The organism is Aminomonas paucivorans DSM 12260, from assembly GCF_000165795.1.
In the GTDB taxonomy this organism is placed as follows: domain Bacteria; phylum Synergistota; class Synergistia; order Synergistales; family Synergistaceae; genus Aminomonas; species Aminomonas paucivorans.
Genome location: NZ_CM001022.1, coordinates 1,464,030 through 1,481,380 on the forward strand (window position 1 = coordinate 1,464,030; position 17,351 = coordinate 1,481,380).

At 64.2% G+C, this 17,351-nt stretch carries 16 protein-coding genes and 7 tRNA genes; 22 read left to right on the forward strand and 1 reads right to left on the reverse strand.

Features of this window, described 5'->3' with window-relative positions:
• Positions 1-8 precede the first annotated feature (8 nt).
• From APAU_RS06845 to APAU_RS06910, 16 genes are all read left to right on the forward strand, one after another.
• On the forward strand, positions 9-188 hold the full coding sequence (locus tag APAU_RS06845) for a hypothetical protein (RefSeq protein ID WP_006300991.1): 180 nt from the start codon (positions 9-11) through the stop codon (positions 186-188).
• A 124-nt stretch (positions 189-312) separates the two neighbouring features.
• Entirely contained in the window at positions 313-768 is a 456-nt protein-coding gene (rimP, locus tag APAU_RS06850) for a ribosome maturation factor RimP (protein WP_006300992.1), read from the forward strand.
• Positions 769-832: 64 nt separating this feature from the next.
• Positions 833-1,960 carry a transcription termination factor NusA gene (gene nusA / locus APAU_RS06855; RefSeq protein ID WP_006300993.1) on the forward strand — a complete coding sequence of 376 codons (1,128 nt, stop codon included), beginning with the start codon at positions 833-835 and terminating at the stop codon, positions 1,958-1,960.
• Complete coding sequence (gene rnpM, locus APAU_RS06860; RefSeq protein ID WP_006300994.1) at positions 1,936-2,235, forward strand: RNase P modulator RnpM; 300 nt, start codon at positions 1,936-1,938, stop codon at positions 2,233-2,235. The genes nusA and rnpM overlap by 25 nt, the downstream gene beginning before the upstream one ends.
• A 59-nt stretch (positions 2,236-2,294) precedes the next feature.
• Positions 2,295-2,597: a hypothetical protein gene (locus APAU_RS13315; RefSeq protein ID WP_156789452.1), complete on the forward strand. Its 303-nt coding sequence runs from the start codon at positions 2,295-2,297 to the stop codon at positions 2,595-2,597.
• Positions 2,575-4,608: a translation initiation factor IF-2 gene (infB, locus tag APAU_RS06870; RefSeq protein WP_040344966.1), complete on the forward strand. Its 2,034-nt coding sequence runs from the start codon at positions 2,575-2,577 to the stop codon at positions 4,606-4,608. Before APAU_RS13315 ends, infB begins: the two co-directional genes overlap by 23 nt.
• A 34-nt stretch (positions 4,609-4,642) precedes the next feature.
• Positions 4,643-4,963 (forward strand): DUF503 domain-containing protein, encoded by a 321-nt coding sequence (locus APAU_RS14890; RefSeq protein WP_083806862.1) that lies wholly within the window; start codon positions 4,643-4,645, stop codon positions 4,961-4,963.
• Positions 4,929-5,306 carry a 30S ribosome-binding factor RbfA gene (rbfA, locus tag APAU_RS06875; protein WP_006300998.1) on the forward strand — a complete coding sequence of 126 codons (378 nt, stop codon included), beginning with the start codon at positions 4,929-4,931 and terminating at the stop codon, positions 5,304-5,306. The genes APAU_RS14890 and rbfA overlap by 35 nt, the downstream gene beginning before the upstream one ends.
• On the forward strand, positions 5,303-6,304 hold the full coding sequence (locus APAU_RS06880) for a DHH family phosphoesterase (RefSeq protein ID WP_006300999.1): 1,002 nt from the start codon (positions 5,303-5,305) through the stop codon (positions 6,302-6,304). Before rbfA ends, APAU_RS06880 begins: the two co-directional genes overlap by 4 nt.
• On the forward strand, positions 6,273-7,208 hold the full coding sequence (gene truB, locus APAU_RS06885) for a tRNA pseudouridine(55) synthase TruB (RefSeq protein WP_006301000.1): 936 nt from the start codon (positions 6,273-6,275) through the stop codon (positions 7,206-7,208). The genes APAU_RS06880 and truB overlap by 32 nt, the downstream gene beginning before the upstream one ends.
• On the forward strand, positions 7,205-8,257 hold the full coding sequence (gene ribF, locus APAU_RS06890) for a riboflavin biosynthesis protein RibF (protein WP_006301001.1): 1,053 nt from the start codon (positions 7,205-7,207) through the stop codon (positions 8,255-8,257). Before truB ends, ribF begins: the two co-directional genes overlap by 4 nt.
• 170 nt (positions 8,258-8,427) lie before the next feature.
• Positions 8,428-8,504 (forward strand) — tRNA-Arg (locus APAU_RS06895).
• 198 nt (positions 8,505-8,702) lie between these two features.
• Complete coding sequence (locus APAU_RS14895) at positions 8,703-9,167, forward strand: DUF1850 domain-containing protein (RefSeq protein ID WP_198003995.1); 465 nt, start codon at positions 8,703-8,705, stop codon at positions 9,165-9,167.
• Between the two features lie 2 nt (positions 9,168-9,169).
• Positions 9,170-11,146, forward strand: a complete 1,977-nt coding sequence (locus tag APAU_RS06900; protein ID WP_006301002.1) for a TRAP transporter permease — start codon at positions 9,170-9,172, stop codon at positions 11,144-11,146.
• 108 nt (positions 11,147-11,254) lie between these two features.
• Positions 11,255-14,050, forward strand: coding sequence for an isoleucine--tRNA ligase (gene ileS, locus APAU_RS06905; protein ID WP_006301003.1), 2,796 nt, complete (start codon positions 11,255-11,257; stop codon positions 14,048-14,050).
• Positions 14,028-15,062, forward strand: a complete 1,035-nt coding sequence (locus tag APAU_RS06910) for an RluA family pseudouridine synthase (RefSeq protein WP_006301004.1) — start codon at positions 14,028-14,030, stop codon at positions 15,060-15,062. Before ileS ends, APAU_RS06910 begins: the two co-directional genes overlap by 23 nt.
• Here APAU_RS06910 and APAU_RS12580 read toward each other — a convergent pair.
• Positions 14,980-16,662, reverse strand: coding sequence for an NFACT family protein (locus tag APAU_RS12580; protein ID WP_198003996.1), 1,683 nt, complete (start codon positions 16,660-16,662; stop codon positions 14,980-14,982). The genes APAU_RS06910 and APAU_RS12580 overlap by 83 nt on opposite strands.
• A 119-nt stretch (positions 16,663-16,781) precedes the next feature.
• On the opposite strand from APAU_RS12580, the gene APAU_RS06920 reads away from it, so the two are divergent.
• From APAU_RS06920 to APAU_RS06945, 6 genes are all read left to right on the forward strand, one after another.
• A tRNA-Ala gene (locus APAU_RS06920) sits at positions 16,782-16,856 on the forward strand.
• Positions 16,857-16,879: 23 nt separating this feature from the next.
• Positions 16,880-16,957, forward strand: a tRNA-Pro gene (locus tag APAU_RS06925).
• A 17-nt stretch (positions 16,958-16,974) separates the two neighbouring features.
• A tRNA-Gly gene (locus APAU_RS06930) sits at positions 16,975-17,051 on the forward strand.
• A 15-nt stretch (positions 17,052-17,066) separates the two neighbouring features.
• A tRNA-Arg gene (locus tag APAU_RS06935) sits at positions 17,067-17,143 on the forward strand.
• Between the two features lie 34 nt (positions 17,144-17,177).
• Positions 17,178-17,254, forward strand: a tRNA-His gene (locus APAU_RS06940).
• A gap of 16 nt (positions 17,255-17,270) precedes the next feature.
• A tRNA-Arg gene (locus APAU_RS06945) sits at positions 17,271-17,346 on the forward strand.
• Positions 17,347-17,351: the final 5 nt, after the last annotated feature.

A 17,351-nucleotide genomic window follows, 5' to 3' on the forward strand; every position in this document is an offset into this window, starting at 1 on the left:
GGGGTTCGATGCGGGTCTTTCACCTCGATGCGGAAAGGCTGAACGTGTACCGGGAGGGGGTCCTCCTCCTCCCGGACCTGGAACTGGACGTCCTGGGAGATTCGCTGCTGGAGACGGATTTGGAGACCACCTTCTTCCTGGGCATGGACGACTGGTGGGATGACTTCGTCGCTGAGGAGTGTCTCTGAGTCTGCTCTTGTTCTCTTTCTCGAATTGTGGTAGGCTGTCCCGGGTTTCGGAGAAACGTGCGCGACGTCCTGAAGAGTGGGGAAACCCCACTCTTTTTTTCGTTTCGGAGAGGAAGTGCTGGCTTTGACGAGTCCTCTTCGACCTCCCCTGGAGGCCGAATTCAGGAAGCTGGTGGGTGGATTGGGCTACCAGTGCCTTGCCCTGGAGAAGGTGCGCGAGGGGGGACGCCTGGTCCTCCGCCTGACGCTGGACGTCGAGGGGGGAATCTCCCTTCAGGACTGCGAGACCGCGGCGAGAGAGGTCAATGCCTTCCTGGACGAACACGACGAGGCCTTTTCGGAACCCTTCTTCCTTGAGGTCAGCTCCCCCGGTCCGGAGCGCCCCCTGGTCCGCCTGGAGGATTACCGCCGCTTCCGGGGCGAGTGGATCCGCATCTCCTGGAAGAACGGAAAGAAACGGGTCCTGTGCATCGACGACGTGGGGGAGGACGGGGTGGTCACCCTCCGTTCCCGGGAAGGGGAGGTTCTCCAGCTCCCTTGGACGGAAATCCGTCGCCCGCGCCTGCATCCGGAGGTCTAGACCCGGAGCCCCCTCGGGCTCCTTTTGGCTCTGCCAACCGCACCGGCAAAGGAGGTAGGTAGCCATGCAGCTCGGAAGGGATTTTGTCCGCGCGCTGCGCCAGATCGAAAGCGAAAAGGGACTCTCCGAGGAGATCATCGCCTCCAGTCTCGAAGCGGCCCTGGTATCCGCCTACAAGAAGTTCAAGGGTGGCAACCAGACCGTGGAGGTGTTCCTGGACTTTGAAAACGGTGAGATCTCCCTCTGCGAGGTTCGCCAGGTGGTGGGGGAAATCGAGAACCCCGATCAGGAAGTGACCCTCGACGAGGCTCACGCCATGGGCTTTGCGGATGTGGAGTCGGGCGACGTGATCCGCATCGAGGTCTTCCCGGAGAACTTCGGGCGCATCGCCGCCCAGACGGCTCGCCAGGTGATCATCCAGCGTCTGAAGGACGCGGAGCGGCAGGTGATCTTCGAGGAATTCGCCGACCGGATCGGCGACCTGGTCACCGGATCGATCTTCAAGACCGAAGGGGACCAGATCCTGGTCCGGGTCAACGAGCGAACCGAAGCGATCTTGCCCCGGGAGGAACGGATCGTGGGGGAGGCGTACCACCCCGGCGACCGCCTCAAGTTCTTCCTCCTGGACGTGCGCCAGACCACCCGAGGTCCCCGCATCGTGGTCTCCCGGACCCATCCGGGACTCCTTCGTCGCCTTCTGGAGCTGGAAATCCCGGAAATCCAGGAAGGGACCATCGAGATCCGGAACATCGTGCGGGAGGCGGGTGCCCGAGCCAAGGTGGCGGTAGCCTCCCTGGATACCAACGTGGATCCCGTGGGGGCCTGCGTGGGAAGCCGGGGAACCCGCATCAAATCCATCAGCGGGGAACTGGGAGGGGAACGCATCGACGTCATCGTCTGGAGCAGCGACCCCCTGGCCTACGTGCGCAACGCCCTCTCCCCGGCGAAGATCGCCAAGATCGAACCCATTCTGGAGCAGGAGAAGGCACTGAGGGTCTTCGTGCGCCCGGATCAGCTCTCCCTGTCCATCGGGAAGGCGGGGCAGAACGTCCGGTTGGCGGCCCGCCTGACCGGCTGGAAGATCGACATCAAGGTCCTGGAGCCGGAGCGCCTGCCGACGCTCAAGGACCTCTTTGAAGATATAATCACGGATACCGGAGACTCCCTATGGGAGGACCCGAAAAAGGACTGACCCGGCGAAAGCGTCCCCGTACCTGCGTGGGTTGCGGGGCCGAATCGCCGAAGAGGGGGCTGCTTCGGGTGGTGCGTGGTCCGGATGGCAAGGTGGCCTACGACCCCACGGGCAAAGCTCCCGGCAGAGGAGCCTACATCTGTCCCGACGCGGAGTGCCTGCGCCGGGCGAAGAAACGGAACGCCCTTGCACGAACCCTGAAGGTGCCTGTCCCCGAATCGGTGTACGAAGAACTGAAGCCCTTCTGCCCCGAGAAGACGGAGGATGACCCCTGATGGAAGGCGGACCGAAGAGGGAAGAGCGGATCCTCGGGTGCCTGGGAATCCTACGCCGGATGGGCGCGTTGGTCCCCGGGCAGGACCGGGTGGAAAGAGCCCTCCGCTCCTCCGGCAAGTGGCTGGTGCTCTTCGCGGAAGACACCAACGGTGCGGTCCTGCGGCGCCTCGGCGCCCTGGCTGCGCGTCAAGGAGCGACGATCCGCCCATTGAAGGGAATCGACCGGAGACTTCTCGGCGAGAGGTTGGGGCTTCGCCCCGTGCAGGTGCTTGCGCTCCCTGCGGACGAACCTCTCGCGGAACGGCTCTCCGGGTGGTGCGACGAGGGGAGCGATGTGCATGAGCAAAATCAGGGTGTATGAACTGGCCAAAATGCTGGACAAGACCAACAACGAACTGGTGGACCTCCTGAAGGAGCTGGGAGTGGAGGTCAAGACCCACATGAGTTCCATCGAAGCGGACGTGGCGCAGCTGGTGGAGGATGCCGTCAGGGGGACGAAATCCCCTGCGGCAACCCCCGCCGCGGGGGCACCCAAGCCTTCGGAGGTCCCCGTGGTTCCCCTGCCCGAAGGTGCCTCCGTGGGGGATGTGGCCAAGCTTCTGGGGCAGGCTCCCGGAGCGGTGGTGAAGGTTCTGGTGGAAAAGGGCCTGATGACCCCCGCAAGCGCTCCTGCGGATGAGAAAGTCCAGGAAATCCTCGGGGCCCACTTCGGGGTGACCTTCCACCGGGGGCCCGTGGCGGCCTCGGCGGAAGCCCCTCGTCCCCAGGAAGGGGAGGCTCCTGCGAAGGAAGAAACCCCTCGTCCCGTCTCCCCCGTCAAGAAGCCTCAAGGCACGAGCGAAGCTTCCCGGGCCGGTCGTGTGCCCCGCCCCCCCATCGTCACCGTGATGGGGCACGTGGACCACGGGAAGACCACCCTCCTGGACTTCATCCGCAAGACCCGGGTGACGGAGAAGGAAGCGGGGGGCATCACGCAGCACATCGGCGCCTCGGTGGTGGACTACAACGGGAACCCCATCGTCTTCCTGGACACGCCGGGACACGAGGCGTTCACGGCCATGCGGGCCCGGGGAGCCCAGGCCACGGACATCGCCATCCTGGTGGTGGCGGCGGACGACGGCGTCATGCCCCAGACCCTGGAGGCTTTGAACCATGCCAAGGCAGCTGGGGTCCCCATCATCGTGGCAGTCAACAAGGTGGACAAACCCGACGCCAGGCCGGATCGCGTCCGGCAGCAGCTCTCCGACTACGGACTCGCGCCGGAGGAGTGGGGTGGCGATACGGTGATGGTGGACGTGGCAGCCAAGTCCGGCATCGGGGTGGACCAGCTTCTGGAGATGGTCCTCCTGGTGGCGGAGATGGGGGAGCTGAAGGCGGACCCCGGGGACGAACCCCAGGGAACGGTCATCGAGGCCAATCTGGACAAGGGCAAAGGTCCCGTGGCCACGGTGATCGTCCAGGAAGGCACCCTTAGGAGGGGACACGTGATCCGCACCGCCTCCACCTGGGGAAAAATCCGCGCCATGCTGGACGCCAACGGTCGCTTCATCGACGCCGCCGGCCCCAGCACCCCCGTGGAGATCCTGGGCCTAGAAGGGGTTCCCCAGCCGGGCGAGGTGTTCTACAAGGCGGAGGGAGAGCGGGAAGCCCGGGACTATCAGTCCCTCCAGGTGCAGGAGAAACGGGAACAGGAGGCTCGCAAGAGCAGTCGCCTCACCCTGGAGCAGCTCTACGAGAAGATGCAGCAGGGGGATACCCCTCAGCTGAGCCTGGTGCTCAAGTGCGACGTGCAGGGTTCCGTGGAGGCCTTTCGCTCCTCCCTGCAGAAGATGGCCACGGAAGACGTGGGGATCAGCATCGTCCACGAAGGGGTGGGACGCATCTCCGAATCCGACGTGATGCTCGCCTCCGCATCCAACGCCGTCATCATCGGATTCAACGTCCGCCCTGACGCGAACGCAAAGAAGATCGCAGAGAGCGAAGGGGTTCAGATCCGCCTGTACCGGGTGATCTACGACGTGTTGGACGACGTGAAAGCGGCCCTGGAAGGGCTCCTGGCCCCCACGATCCGGGAAAAGATCCTGGGTCAGGCGGAAATCCGCGCGGTCTTCAAGGTACCCAAGATCGGCAAGATCGCCGGTTGCTACGTCCTGGAGGGGTTGCTCCGCCGCAACGCCAAGGTCCGCCTCATTCGGGACGGCGTGGTGTTCTGGGAAGGCGCCCTCACCAGCCTGAAGCGCTTCAAGGACGACGCCCGGGAAGTGGCGGCGGGGTACGAATGCGGACTGAGCTTCGCCAACTTCCAGGACTTCCGGGAAGGCGACGTCATCGAAGACTACGAGCTGGTGAAAGAAAAGAAGCACCTCGACTGAGGGGCGCGGTTTCATGGCCCGCCCCCGGTGTTGGATGGGGCTCTGCCGGGTGGACCTGTTCATCCCCGGAGCCTCCAGTCTCAAGGACCGGCGTTCCGTGGTCCGATCCCTTTTGGAACAGTGTCGCCGCCGCTTCAACCTTTCCGCGGCGGAACTCGGCCCGGATGGAAGCCACCAAGAAGCCTCCCTCGCCTTCTCCCTTGTCGCCTCCTGCTCCTCGGAGGCACAGGGGAGAATGGCAGCCCTGGAATCGTTCCTTTTACGGAGCGAAGAGGTGGGGCCTTTCGAAATCCTCCACCGGGAACAAGAGGTTTGGTGTGATGACGACTTTTCGCCTGGAACGGCTGAATCGTGAATTTCTTCGGGAGATCTCCCTTCTCCTCCAGTCTCGGATCAAGAACGCCCAGGTCCACGCGGCGGTGCTTACCCAGGTGGATTGCTCCAAGGACCTGAGCCACGCCAAGGTCTTCTTCACCACCTTGGATCCTGCGGAGAAGGAGCCCACACTCAAGGCCCTTCAGGACGTGGCGGGCCTCCTTCGGAGCTGTCTGGGCAAGCAGATGCGCCTGCGCAAGATCCCGGAGCTGCATTTTTACTACGATATGACGGAGGAAAGAGCCCGGTCCGTGGAGGCTCTTCTGGATTCCCTCCGCTCCAAGGAGGCTCCGACCCCTCCGGGAAAGACCGAGGCTTCGTGACCCCCCGCGCCCAGGTACGGGAACACCTCCAGTCCTTTCCCCGGTGGATCCTGATTTCCCACGAGAAACCCGACGGGGACACCTTGGGTTGCGCCTCCGCCCTCTACGCCCTCGCCCGGCAGCAGGGAATCGAGGTGCGCTGGTGGGGCAAGGACCCCCTGCCCTCCCTGTACGCCTTTCTTCCCGGCTCAAAGCGGTACGAGACCGTACAGGACGCCTCCGCCGCCCGCTCCGCGTTGGGGGACGATCCCTGGCTCTGGGTCTTCCTGGACACCAGCAGACAGGATCGTTCCCTGCCCGGCCTTCCCGTCCCTGCCCAGGGAGACCTGTTCCTGAACCTGGACCACCATGGGGACAACGATGCCTTCGGGGACGTGAACTGGATCGATCCTCAAGCCGCAGCAGTGGGGGAGATGGTGACGGATCTCCTCCTGGACGGGCCTTGGGATTGGGGACAGGACGTGGCCACGGGGCTTTACGTGGCCCTATCCACGGACACGGGATCCTTCCGCTACGAATCCACCACCGGGGCGACCCATCGCGCCGCCGCCGCCCTCCTGGACCGAGGGGTGGATCTCTCCACCGTGGAGGATGGCCTCCATCGGCGTTTCCAACCGGGAACGCTCCACCTCTGGGGGGCGGTCTTAAGCCGTTCCCGCTTCGGCAAAGACGGCTCGGTGGTGGTTTCCTGGGTGGAGGAGGAGGACTACCGGATCCATCACAGCGACCCCTCGGAGACGGAGAACCTGGTGAACCTGCTCCTTTCCCTGCGAACCGCCGTCATCGCCGCCCTGGTGACGCCCCACGAGACGGGTTCTCGCGTCAGCCTCCGCACCCGCCCTCCCGTGGATGCCCGCGCCCTGGCCTCCCGCTTCGGAGGAGGCGGCCATCCACGAGCCGCCGGATTCCGCATGGCAGAGACGCCCTCTCAAGCCACAGCTCGTCTTCTGGAGGAGTTTTCCCGACATGACGTCTTCGGGCATCCTGCTACTCGATAAGGCCGACGGGACGCGAAGCACCGCATGCGTGGATCGGGTCCGCACCATCCTGGGTCGGAAGACAAAGGTGGGACACGCGGGCACGTTGGACTCCACCGCCTCGGGGCTGCTGGTGCTTCTGGTGGGCAAGGCCACGCGCCTGGCCTCCCTGGTGATGTCTTTCCCCAAGGTATACCAGGCTTCGATCCAGTGCGGTGTCACCACCAGCACGGATGATCGATCCGGGGAGGTCCTCTCCCGCCGCCCCTTCGACCACGTCCACCCGGAAGGGATCCGAAGGGTCCTGCCCGGATTCCTGGGTTGGCGGTCCCAGGTCCCCCCTCAGGTGTCCGCGGTCCACGTGGCGGGGCAGCGGGCCCACGACCTGGCAAGGAAAGGAGTCGCCCCGGAGCTTTCTCCCCGTCCCGTGTTCCTTCGTCGGCTCGACCTGACGGGATTCGACCCGGCCTCCGGCCGCATGGAGCTGCGCGTCCTCTGCAGCAAGGGAACCTACGTGCGCTCCCTCGCCCGGGACCTGGGAGAGCGGTTGGGCTGTGGCGCCCACCTGGCGGCGCTTCGGCGAACCCACATCGGCCCTTGGGCCGCAGACCAGGGCCTTCCCAGCGACCAGGCTTTCGGTGCTTCCTCGGGCTTTCTTCGAGAGGCCCTCCTGCCGCTCGACTCTCTGCAGCGTGCCTTGCCGTCCTATCGAGCCGGTGCAAAGGAGGCGGAGGCCTGCCTCCACGGAGCGCCCCTCCGCCTGGACAGACTTCAAGCCGTCGCACCCGGAACCTGCCCGTCCACGGGGCTGGTCCTGGTCCTGCACGGTCACGGCGTCTCCCTCTACCGCCCGGCCTACGAAGGAGATCAGCCGATCCTCGCCTGCGAAGCTAATCTGGGGGAACCGGAGGCTCTCCTCTCATGATCCTCGCCCTGGGCTCTTTTGACGGGTTCCATCGGGGACACCAGCTTCTGCTCCAGGGCGCACGCAAACGCGCCGCGGAGAAAAAAACCCCCTGGGGGGTCCTGACATTCTCCTGCCACCCCCAATCCGTCCTGCAGGGGCACCCCTATCCGCTCCTCTTCCTGGAGAAGGAACGGCAGCTTCTGGCCGCATACTGGGGAATCCCCCGATTCCTCGTCATTCCCTTCGACCGTGCCCTGGCGGAGCTCTCTCCGGAAGGCTTTCTGGACTACCTGGATCGCCGTTTTTCTCCCACCGGGCTGGTGGTGGGGGAGAACTTCCGTTTCGGAAAGGGAAGAGGGGGGACGCCGGAAATCCTCCGCCGTCTCTGCGACGCCCGCCATTGGTCCCTGGACGTGATCCCTTCCCTGTACTGGCAGGACCGCCCCATCAGCAGCAGCCAGATCCGAGAATCCGTTCGCTCTGGCAGGCTGGAGGAAGCCGCTGCCTGCTTGGGGCACCCTTTTCTGGTGCAGGGAACGGTGACTCGGGGGGATCAGAGGGGACGGGAACTGGGATTTCCCACGGCCAATCTCGCCCTGAAACCGGAGAAGATCGTGCCGGATCGCGGCGTCTACGGCGCATGCGTCTGGGCGGAAGGAGCTTGGTGGACAGGAGCCCTTAACGTGGGGTTCAATCCTACCTTCGACGGGATACGGGGGCTGCGCTTCGAAGTGCACCTGTTGGGCGCCTCCCTGGACCTGTACGGCAAACCCCTTTGGGTCTTCCCCCTCCGCAAGGTTCGGGAGGAACTCCGGTTTCCCGACAGGGGCAGCCTGATCCGGCAGATGGAGAAGGATGTGGAGACGATCCGTCGCTGGAAAGCCCAAAAGGATTCCTATGCCTGTTTCTGGGAAACCCTGCACGGACTGCTGACCTCGCCCTCGGAACCTCTTGCAGGGCAGCCCCCTTTTCCCGACTCTCCCGCTGCCATTCCGGAAGGAGAGACCTCTCCTGGCAGAGATTGCTTACCCCGTGGGGTAGGACGCTGCGGTCCGGAGAACCGCTGACGGCATGCCCTTATCCCCTTGCACCGGGAGGGGATTGGTCTGGTCTTTTACAACGAAGGCCGCGGATTTTCTCTTTATCGGGATCACCTTGAGATGAACGGTTGTTTCCTCTGAAAACCGACAATTGAACCGAGGCCGAAGGCGTGTTAAGATCGACGACGTGCCTTTGCGGGCCTATAGCTCAGCAGGATAGAGCGACGGCCTCCTAAGCCGTAGGTCGCCAGTTCGAATCTGGCTAGGCCCGCCAGCTCCTCCTTCACAGCCCCCCGCCTCGGGGGGGAAGGGAGGCCACGTCTTTTTGCGATGCTACCGGTTTCGACCTACAATCCCCTTCTTCCTGCTCTGCAGCATCGCCGCCTTCTTCTGCTGGCCTGTGGACCAATTGGTTGTGTCGCTGCAGGGGACCCCGTTTCTGCGGAGATCCGTGCCTCCCGGCCAGCGACTGGTGTTTCGATCCATCCACTCCGTACAGAAGACGCCTCTGGAAGACGAACTGGTGGTGTCCGGAGGTCGGTTATGGGGTTGGGAGGAACGAACTCAGTCCCACAACGCGGGGCTTCCCACGGAGGCCCCGCGCAACGGAACCTTTCTGATGGTCCCGCCCTGGATGCATATTCGCGGGGGACGCAGGGTCTTTGTCCCTCTGCGCTATCGGGTGGGAACCGATGCCCTGGGAGTCAATCGCCTGCGGATCCCCCCGGAGGGGGAACGAGATCTGTACCGCCTGTGTCCGGGTCAACTCCTGACGTTTCAGGTTCATCGAGGGCCTTTGGGGATCTGCTGGATCCCTTCGCCGCCAAGAAGGACCGAAATAGCACGAGAGGGGGTGGGGTGGCGTCGCGTCCAACCGGGTGAAACTCTTCACGGAGTACGTGGTACGGCATGCGCACCACACGAAACGGAGGGATAGGTTTGAGCGAGAACGTAGAGCCGGAAGTAGTGGGGGCTGTTCCCCCCACGGAAAAGGAATCCATCGACTTTGAAGAACTTATGCGCAAGTACGACACGGAGGCCCGATTCCGAACCCTGAAGGGGTGGCAGGCCATCCTAGTCACGGTCATCGCGGTTTCCATGTCCCTCTTTCATATGTACACGGCCGGTTTTGGCCTTCTCTTGGCCATCAAGCAGGGAGCGGTGCACCTGGCCTTTACCCTCGGCCTAGTCTTCCTTCTGTACCCGGTCTCCCAGAAAGCATCGAAGAACTCCATCCCCTGGTATGACTTCCTCCTTGCGGGGACGGGAGTCTACGCAGCTCTTTACCTGGTGATCTTCTTCGACGCCCTCACGGCCCGAGCAGGCTTACCCACCCCCATGGACCTAGCCATGGGGTTTGTCCTCGTGGCACTGCTTCTTGAAGCGACGCGACGCATCTCCAATCCCGTGCTGCCCATCATCGCGGTGGTTTCCCTGCTTTACTGTTACTTCGGACGTTACATGCCCGACATGTTCGCCCATCGGGGATTCAACATCCCCCGCATCGTCAACCACATGTACCTGGGCACGGAGGGCGTTTTCGGAGTCCCCTTGGAGGTCTCGTCCACCTTTGTGTTCATGTTCATCCTCTTCGGCTCCGTGCTGGAGAAGACGGGGATGGGCAGGTTCATCATCGACCTGGCCATGGCCCTGGCAGGTTGGTCCACCGGAGGCCCCGCCAAGGTGGCTGTCCTGAGTTCCGGACTCATGGGAACCATCTCCGGTTCTTCCGTGGCCAACGTCTGCACCACCGGCATGTTCACCATCCCCCTGATGAAGAGCGTGGGCTACAAGCCCTACTTCGCCGGGGCCGTGGAGGCCGTGGCTTCCACGGGTGGACAAATCATGCCCCCCGTCATGGGAGCGGGGGCGTTCATCCTGGCCCAGTTCCTTGGGGTGCCTTACATTGAGGTTGCCATCGCCGCCATCGTCCCCGCGCTTCTGTACTACTTCGCGGTTATGGTCCAGGTGCACTTCGAGGCCACGCGACTGGGACTCCAGGGGCTTCCCCGCAACCAGCTGCCCGCGCTGCTGCCCCTGCTCAAGTCCCAAGGCTTCCTGCTGATCCCGCTCATCGCCATCATCTACTTCCTTCTGGCGGGGTATACCCCCCTGAAGGCGGCGTTCAACGGAATCGTGGTGAGCTATGTTCTCTCCTTCCTGAACAAGGAAACCCGGCTGACCCCGGTGCGCCTCAAGGAGGCCTTTGAGGCGGGAGCCAGGGGGGCCATCGGTGTGGCCTGCGCCTGCGCCTGCGTGGGCATGGTGGTGGGCATGGCCACCCTCACGGGGCTGGGGCTGCGCATCGCCGGAGCCATCGTAACCCTGGCGGGAGGCAAGCTTCTTCCCACCCTGCTTCTCACCATGTGCGCCAGCATCCTTCTGGGAACGGGGCTTCCCACCACGGCGAACTTCATCGTCACCAGCATGATGGCCGCACCGGCGCTGCTGCAGTTTGGCGTGCCGCCCATGGCGGCGTACATGTTCGTCTTCTACTTCGGCATCGCGGCGGACCTGAGCCCCCCCGTGGCCCTGGCAGCCTACGCGGGAGCAGGCATCGCCGGAGCAGACCCCATGAAGACGGGCTTCACGGCATTCAAGCTCGCCCTGGCGGGCTTCCTGATCCCGTATATCTACGTGTACAACCCCATGCTGCTGCTCATCGACTACCATCCCTTGGAGTTCGGGCAAGCGGTGGTGACGGCCATGATCGGCGTCTTTCTCCTGGCCATGGCCACCATCGGCTTCTACAAAGCACAGATGGCCTGGTACCTTAGGATCCTTGCCATGGCAGGAGCGCTGCTTCTCCTGATCCCCGGCACCAAGACGGACCTCACCGGGCTTGCCATCCTCGCGGCCGTCCACGTCCTTCAGACCATGAAGGCGAAGAAGAACCCGCCCGCGCCAGCGGTTTGAGGAGAGCCCCGAGCCCCTTCCGGACTTGACGGTTCGTGTATAATCGGATCGCAGGAGCGCCCCTTGCGCGAAGCAGGGGGCGCTCCGTTCATCAAAGGGGGTAGCGCCATGTCCAAGGACTACAAGGATTCCCTGTGTCTCCCCAAGACAGACTTCCCCATGCGGGCCAATTTGGCCCAAAGGGAACCTCAGTTTCTCGCCTTCTGGGAGGAGCACGGCATCTACCAAAAGCAGCAGGATCAGAGGGAGGGAAGCCCGACCTTCGTCCTCCACGACGGCCCTCCCTACGCCAACGCGAACATCCATATCGGCACGGCGTTCAACAAGATCCTCAAGGACTTCATCCCGAAGTACAAGGCCATGCGGGGGTTTCGTGCCCCCTACGTCCCGGGCTGGGATACCCACGGCCTTCCCATCGAGCTGAAGGTCCTGAAGGAACAGGGGCTGGACAAGGACAACGTGGACCCAGTGGAGCTTCGGCGCCGCTGCACCTCCTATGCCCACCAGTTCATCGACATCCAGAGGGAGGAGTTCCGACGCCTCGGGGTGCTGGGCGACTGGGAAAACCCCTACCTGACCTTGCGACCGGAATACGAGGCCGCCCAGCTGGGGGCCTTCGCGGACATGGTGGAAAAGGGGCTGGTCTACAAGGGGCAGAAGCCCGTCTTCTGGTGCACCGACTGTCAGACCGCCCTGGCGGCGGCGGAGATCGAGTACGAAGACGAGTCTTCTCCCTCCATCTACGTGGCCTACCCTTTGCCGGAAGTGGAGAAGCGCTTTCCCGAGCTGGCCGGTCGGGCCTGTTCGGTGGTGATCTGGACCACCACCCCCTGGACGCTCCCCGCCAGCCTGGCAGTAGCCCTGCACCCTGGCTACCGGTACGCCTTCTTCTCCGCGCCCGAGGGAAAGGCCTTCCTGATGGCCACGGAGCTGAAGGAAGCCTTTGAAAAGGCCTGCGGGCTGTCCCTGGAAGAGGAGCTTCTTTCCCTTACCGGCCGGGACCTGGAGGGAGTGGAGGCGCTTCATCCCTTCTACGAGGAGCGGCGGGTTCCCCTCGTCCTAGCGGACTACGTGGTTCTGGACTCCGGGACGGGCTGCGTCCACACCGCCCCCGGACACGGGGTGGAGGACTTCGAAACGGGGGTTCGTTACGGTCTGGAGATCCTCAACCCCGTGGACGACCGGGGGGTCTTCCTCCCCGACACCCCCCTGGTGGGGGGGCTCTCCCTGGACGACGGCGCCGCCGTGGTCCTGAAGACCCTTTCCGACTCGGGGCGCCTGCTGGGGCGGGGCAAGATCCTCCACTCCTACCCCCACTGCTGGCGCTGCAAGAAGCCCGTCATCTTCCGGGCCACCGCCCAGTGGTTCGTCTCGGTGCAGCAGTTCCGCGATCAGGCCCTGAAGGCCATCGAGGAACAGGTCCAGTGGGTCCCCGTCTGGGGTCAGGACCGGATCGGCAACATGGTGCGGGATCGCTCCGACTGGTGCATCAGCCGCCAGCGGGTCTGGGGAGTCCCCATCCCGGCGTTCTACTGTCGGGACTGCGGGAAGCTCGTCCTGGACCCGGAGAAGATCCGACGGGTGGCGAAGCGGGTCAAGGAGCAGGGAAGCGACATCTGGTGGCAGGAGTCTCCGGAAGCGCTCCTGGGAGACCTCGCCGTATGCCCTCACTGCGCCTCCCGCAACCTCCGCAAGGACACGGACATCATGGACGTGTGGTTCGACTCCGGCGTCAGCCACCTGGCGGTTCTGGAGACCCGACCGGAGCTTTCCTGGCCTGCGGACCTCTACCTGGAAGGCAGCGACCAGCACCGGGGCTGGTTCCAGACGTCCCTTCTCACCAGCGTGGCCACTCGGGGATCTGCCCCCTTCCGCACGGTGCTCACCCACGGCTTCATCGTGGACGGGGAGGGGAGGAAGATGTCCAAGTCCCTGGGGAACGTCACCCGCCCCCAGGAAGTGATCGACCGGTACGGTGCGGACATCCTGCGGCTTTGGGTCGCCTCCACGGATTACCGAGGGGACGTGCGCATCTCCGAGACGATCCTGAAGAACCTGGTGGAGACCTACCGGAGGATCCGCAACACCGCCCGTTTCCTCCTGGGCAACCTGGAGGGCTTCGACCCCCAGAAGCACCGGGTGTCCCGAGGGGACATGGAGCCCCTGGACCTGTGGCTTCTGGCCCGTCTCCAGGACCTGGTGGAGCGGGTCACCAAGGGCTACGAGGACTACGAATTCCACGTGCCCTCCTTCCTGACCCACCAGTTCTGCGACAACGAGATGAGTTCCTTCTTCCTGGACGTGAGCAAGGACCGCCTCTACGCGGACCAAAAGGGCGGCCTTTCCCGACGCAGCGCCCAGACCGTTCTGTGGGAAACCCTCACCACCCTCTGCAGGCTCCTGGCGCCGGTGCTGAGCTTCACCGCCGAGGAAATCTGGCAGAACCTGCGGGCTTTCGACGCCTCCCTGCCGGAGAGCGTTTTCCTGAGCGATTGGCCCGCACCGAACCTGGAGGGGATCGATCCGGAGACCGCCCCGCGATGGGGGAGGCTTCTGGAGGCGCGGGGGGCGATCCTTCGAGCCCTGGAGAATGCCCGGGGGGCGGAACTCATTGGCAACGCCCTCGAAGGAGAGGTGGAGGTTTCCCTGGGAGACCGGTACGGGGATCTGCAGGGGCTTTTCGACGTACCCACCTGGGAGATGGTGTGCCTGGTCTCCGCCTTCCGCTTCGCGGAGCTTCCCAAGGAAGGCGACGGAATCTTTCACGATGAGGAAACGGGCATCACCGTGCGCGTTTCCCGCAGTCCCCACGAGAAGTGCCCCCGCTGCTGGAAGAGAAAGCCCGAGGTGGGGGAGGATTCCCTCTGCCGTCGCTGCCAGGATGTGCTGTCTCACGGAGCCTGAGGATCGTTTCCCGGACGGGGAACTCCCTGAAACGAACGTCGAGGAGGCGCAGGAGGACCTTCCCCTCCAGGGGGAGGGGCCCTGCGTCTTTTCCGTTTCCCCCAGCTACCAGGACCATCGGCTGGATTACTTCCTCTCCCGTGAACTGGGGACCAGTCGAGCCTTTTCGACGAAGCTGATCCGGGATGGACAGGTCTCCGTTTCCTGGTGTCCCCGGGTCAAGCCCTCCATGAAGGTCCTGCCCGGAGGGAGCGTCACCGCCGTGGTCCCTCCTCCGGAGGAGTTGGACCTCGTTCCGGAGGACGTCCCCTTCCGGGTGGTGTATGAAGACGCGGATCTGATTGTGGTGGACAAACCGGCAGGACTGGTGGTCCACCCCGCGCCCGGGCACTGGCGGGGAACCCTGGTGCACGGGCTTCTGTTCCGCTACCCGGACATGGAGGCCCTCAACGGGGTCCGACGTCCCGGCATCGTCCATCGCCTGGACGCCACGACCTCGGGCCTCCTGGTGGTGGCCCGAAACGGCCTGGCCATGGAGGAACTGGTGCGCTGCTTCAAGCAGCGCACGCTGCGGAAGGAATACCTGGCCCTGGCCCACGGTCGCCCCCAACTGCCGGAGGGGGAGATCCGTCTGCCCATCGGACGGGATCCCAAAAACCGCAAGCGCATGACCATTCTGGAAGGGGGGAGGGACTCCCTCACCCGGTACCGGACCCTCTGGACCCGAGGAAGGATCAGCTTGCTGCTCTGCCAGCTTTGTACCGGGAGGACCCACCAGATCCGGGTGCACCTCAAGGCCCTGGGGTGCCCCCTGGTGGGGGATCGGGTCTACGCCCCGGGGCGGGAAACCCCCTTCCATCCGGACCGGGTGTTTCTGCACGCCTGGAAACTGGGGTTCTCCCATCCCCGAACGGGAGAACCCCTACTCTTCAGATCCCCTCTCCCGCCGGACCTCCTTGAAGCTCTCGAAGCACTGTTTCCCAGGACTTCGGCTCCACCAGAAGGCTCTTGAAGATGCTGTAGCGGGCACCGGCAATTCCGTGATCCGGCAGAGAGCGCACGTGCTTTCTTTGGGTGTAGTCCACCCAGACCTTCCCCGATCCTTTCCCTCGGCTGTACCAGGCCGCAAGGGCCGCTACCCGCACCAGAACCCTCTCCTCCGGGGGACCGTCCACCCCGTCCTCCCGTCGGAACAGGACGTGCGCCCCCGGCACTCCCTGGGCATGGAACCACCAATCTTCCGGCTTGGCCGTCCGGAAGGTGAGCTGTCGGTTTCCCCGGGCGCTCTCGCCGAGGTACACCGTCCCTCCCGCCTCCGCGACCCGTGCCTGCCTATAGGCAGGAGGCTTGGGTCCCTTCTTCGGAGCGACCTCCCTTTGGACCCCCAGATCCCGGGCCAACTCCTCCAGGGCCTCCGCACGGTCTGCCGATTCCAGGAGAGCCTCCTGTTCCTCCAGCGTGGCCAGTTCCGCCGCCAGAAAGCCCTGGCGCTTCAGCCCCGCCTGATGCCGGGACCAGGCTTTCCTGTACTTGCTGAAGTACTCGTTTGCCGTCTCCACAGGGGAAAGGCCGGGAATCAAGGGGACCTGGATCTCCGGGGCCTCGGGAGCTTCCCAGTCCGTCACGGCAGCGACGGTTGCCCCCGGAGGGACCCTGTGGGCCTCCGCCAGAAGCAAGGTCCCCCACCGACGATACCGTTGGATCGGGGCCGGCTCTTCCCTCCGGTCGTCGGAAGGACGTAGCTGGGAACGAAGCGCTTCCATGCGTCCCCGCAGGACCTTGCGGATCTCCCGTCTTCGCCTATCCAGAAAACCGTCCCGAAGGGGCAGAAACACGGCGCTTCGGGTCGCCTCCAGGGGATCGCATACCGGGAAAGCGTCCTCACCGGCAACGGGCGAGGCTTCCGGCGGCAGCAGCAAGAGACCCTCGCCCCGAGGGAGGGCAAACCACAGGAACCGAAGCGGTTCCGCACCCTCTGCATAAAGGCGCTCCCCCAAGAGATTTCCCAGCCGCCCTCCCTCTTCTTCGCCCCTTTCCTGAAGGTACCGGAGGAGGGGTCTTCCCACTCCCTCGGGGGCTTCGCCGGAGGCATCCCGGGGTAGGGGAGGAGGAGGCACGTAGGGGGCTCCCGGCAGGAGGGTCCGATACCGGTTGACTTCCGGATAGACCCGCCTCGCCACTTCCAGGATCGTGCCCTTTTCGTCCACCAGGGAAGCGTTGCTCTGCCTCTCCGTCCCCTCCAGAACCAGGGAGTAGCTTTTGGCATACCCCGCCGCCAGGACCCTGCGGAACCCCAGGATCAGGACCCGATCCTTCTTCCACTGACAGACCTCGTGGAGCACGGCGCCCCCCAGGTGGCTCCGCAGCGCTTCGTGGATCACCGGGGTTTTCCCGCTTCGGCGCAGCCACTCCCTGCGCTCTTCCGGCAAAACCCTGCAAAGACCGCACCGACGAGGATCCCAGGAGAAGAACCAATGCTCCCGGCGCCGATTCCCCCCCAGGGAGAGGAACACCCCCTCTTCGGAACCGTCGGCGGACTCCACGTGAAGCCCCAGAGCTCGGGTACGAATCCATTCCTCTTGGAGCCTCGTCCATTCCGGACCCAGGGCCATGTGGTCCATCCCCTCTCCAGGTCCCCCTGTCGGGAACCGCACCAGAGGCACCCTATCACGGGCTTCCTTTGCTTGACAAGGCAAGGGGAGCGGACTAGAATGCTCCTTGTGATTTCGGCGGGGCTGTAGCGCAGAGGGAGCGCGTTTCCTTCGCACGGAAAAGGTCGGGGGTTCGAGTCCCCCCAGCTCCACCAGCTTTGAACGTCTCAACCCCACTCGGGGCGTAGCGCAGTTTGGTTAGCGCACCTGCTTTGGGAGCAGGGGGTCGAAGGTTCGAATCCTTTCGCCCCGACCACTCTGGTTGTTGGTGGGGCGGGAATAGCTCAGTTGGCTAGAGCGATGGCCTTCCAAGCCGTAGGTCGCGGGTTCGAATCCCGTTTCCCGCTCCAAACTCTTCCGTTTGAGCGCCTGTAGCTCAACTGGACAGAGCAACGGACTTCTAATCCGTAGGTTGGAGGTTCAAGTCCTCTCAGGCGCGCCAAGAATTGCTCCGTTCCAAGGCATCCTTTGAGACGGTGAGCGTAGCTCAAGTGGTCAGAGCACTGGACTGTGGCTCCAGGGGTTGGGGGTTCAAGTCCCCTCGCTCACCCCAGCCTCACCCTGAGCGGGCGCCCGTAGCTCAGTGGACAGAGCGGCAGACTTCGGATCTGTTGGTCGCGGGTTCAAATCCTGCCGGGCGCGCCAGCTTT

What these genes read in the sequence shown, in the direction of transcription:
- APAU_RS06845 (WP_006300991.1), top strand. Translation starts at nt 9, where the DNA reads ATGCGGGTCTTTCACCTCGATGCGGAAAGGCTGAACGTGTACCGGGAG.
- nusA (WP_006300993.1), top strand. Translation starts at nt 833, where the DNA reads ATGCAGCTCGGAAGGGATTTTGTCCGCGCGCTGCGCCAGATCGAAAGC.
- rnpM (WP_006300994.1), top strand. Translation starts at nt 1,936, where the DNA reads ATGGGAGGACCCGAAAAAGGACTGACCCGGCGAAAGCGTCCCCGTACC.
- APAU_RS13315 (WP_156789452.1), top strand. Translation starts at nt 2,295, where the DNA reads ATGGGCGCGTTGGTCCCCGGGCAGGACCGGGTGGAAAGAGCCCTCCGC.
- infB (WP_040344966.1), top strand. Translation starts at nt 2,575, where the DNA reads ATGAGCAAAATCAGGGTGTATGAACTGGCCAAAATGCTGGACAAGACC.
- APAU_RS14890 (WP_083806862.1), top strand. Translation starts at nt 4,643, where the DNA reads ATGGGGCTCTGCCGGGTGGACCTGTTCATCCCCGGAGCCTCCAGTCTC.
- rbfA (WP_006300998.1), top strand. Translation starts at nt 4,929, where the DNA reads ATGACGACTTTTCGCCTGGAACGGCTGAATCGTGAATTTCTTCGGGAG.
- truB (WP_006301000.1), top strand. Translation starts at nt 6,273, where the DNA reads ATGACGTCTTCGGGCATCCTGCTACTCGATAAGGCCGACGGGACGCGA.
- ribF (WP_006301001.1), top strand. Translation starts at nt 7,205, where the DNA reads ATGATCCTCGCCCTGGGCTCTTTTGACGGGTTCCATCGGGGACACCAG.
- ileS (WP_006301003.1), top strand. Translation starts at nt 11,255, where the DNA reads ATGTCCAAGGACTACAAGGATTCCCTGTGTCTCCCCAAGACAGACTTC.
- APAU_RS06910 (WP_006301004.1), top strand. Translation starts at nt 14,028, where the DNA reads ATGTGCTGTCTCACGGAGCCTGAGGATCGTTTCCCGGACGGGGAACTC.
- APAU_RS12580 (WP_198003996.1), bottom strand. Translation starts at nt 16,662, where the DNA reads ATGGCCCTGGGTCCGGAATGGACGAGGCTCCAAGAGGAATGGATTCGT.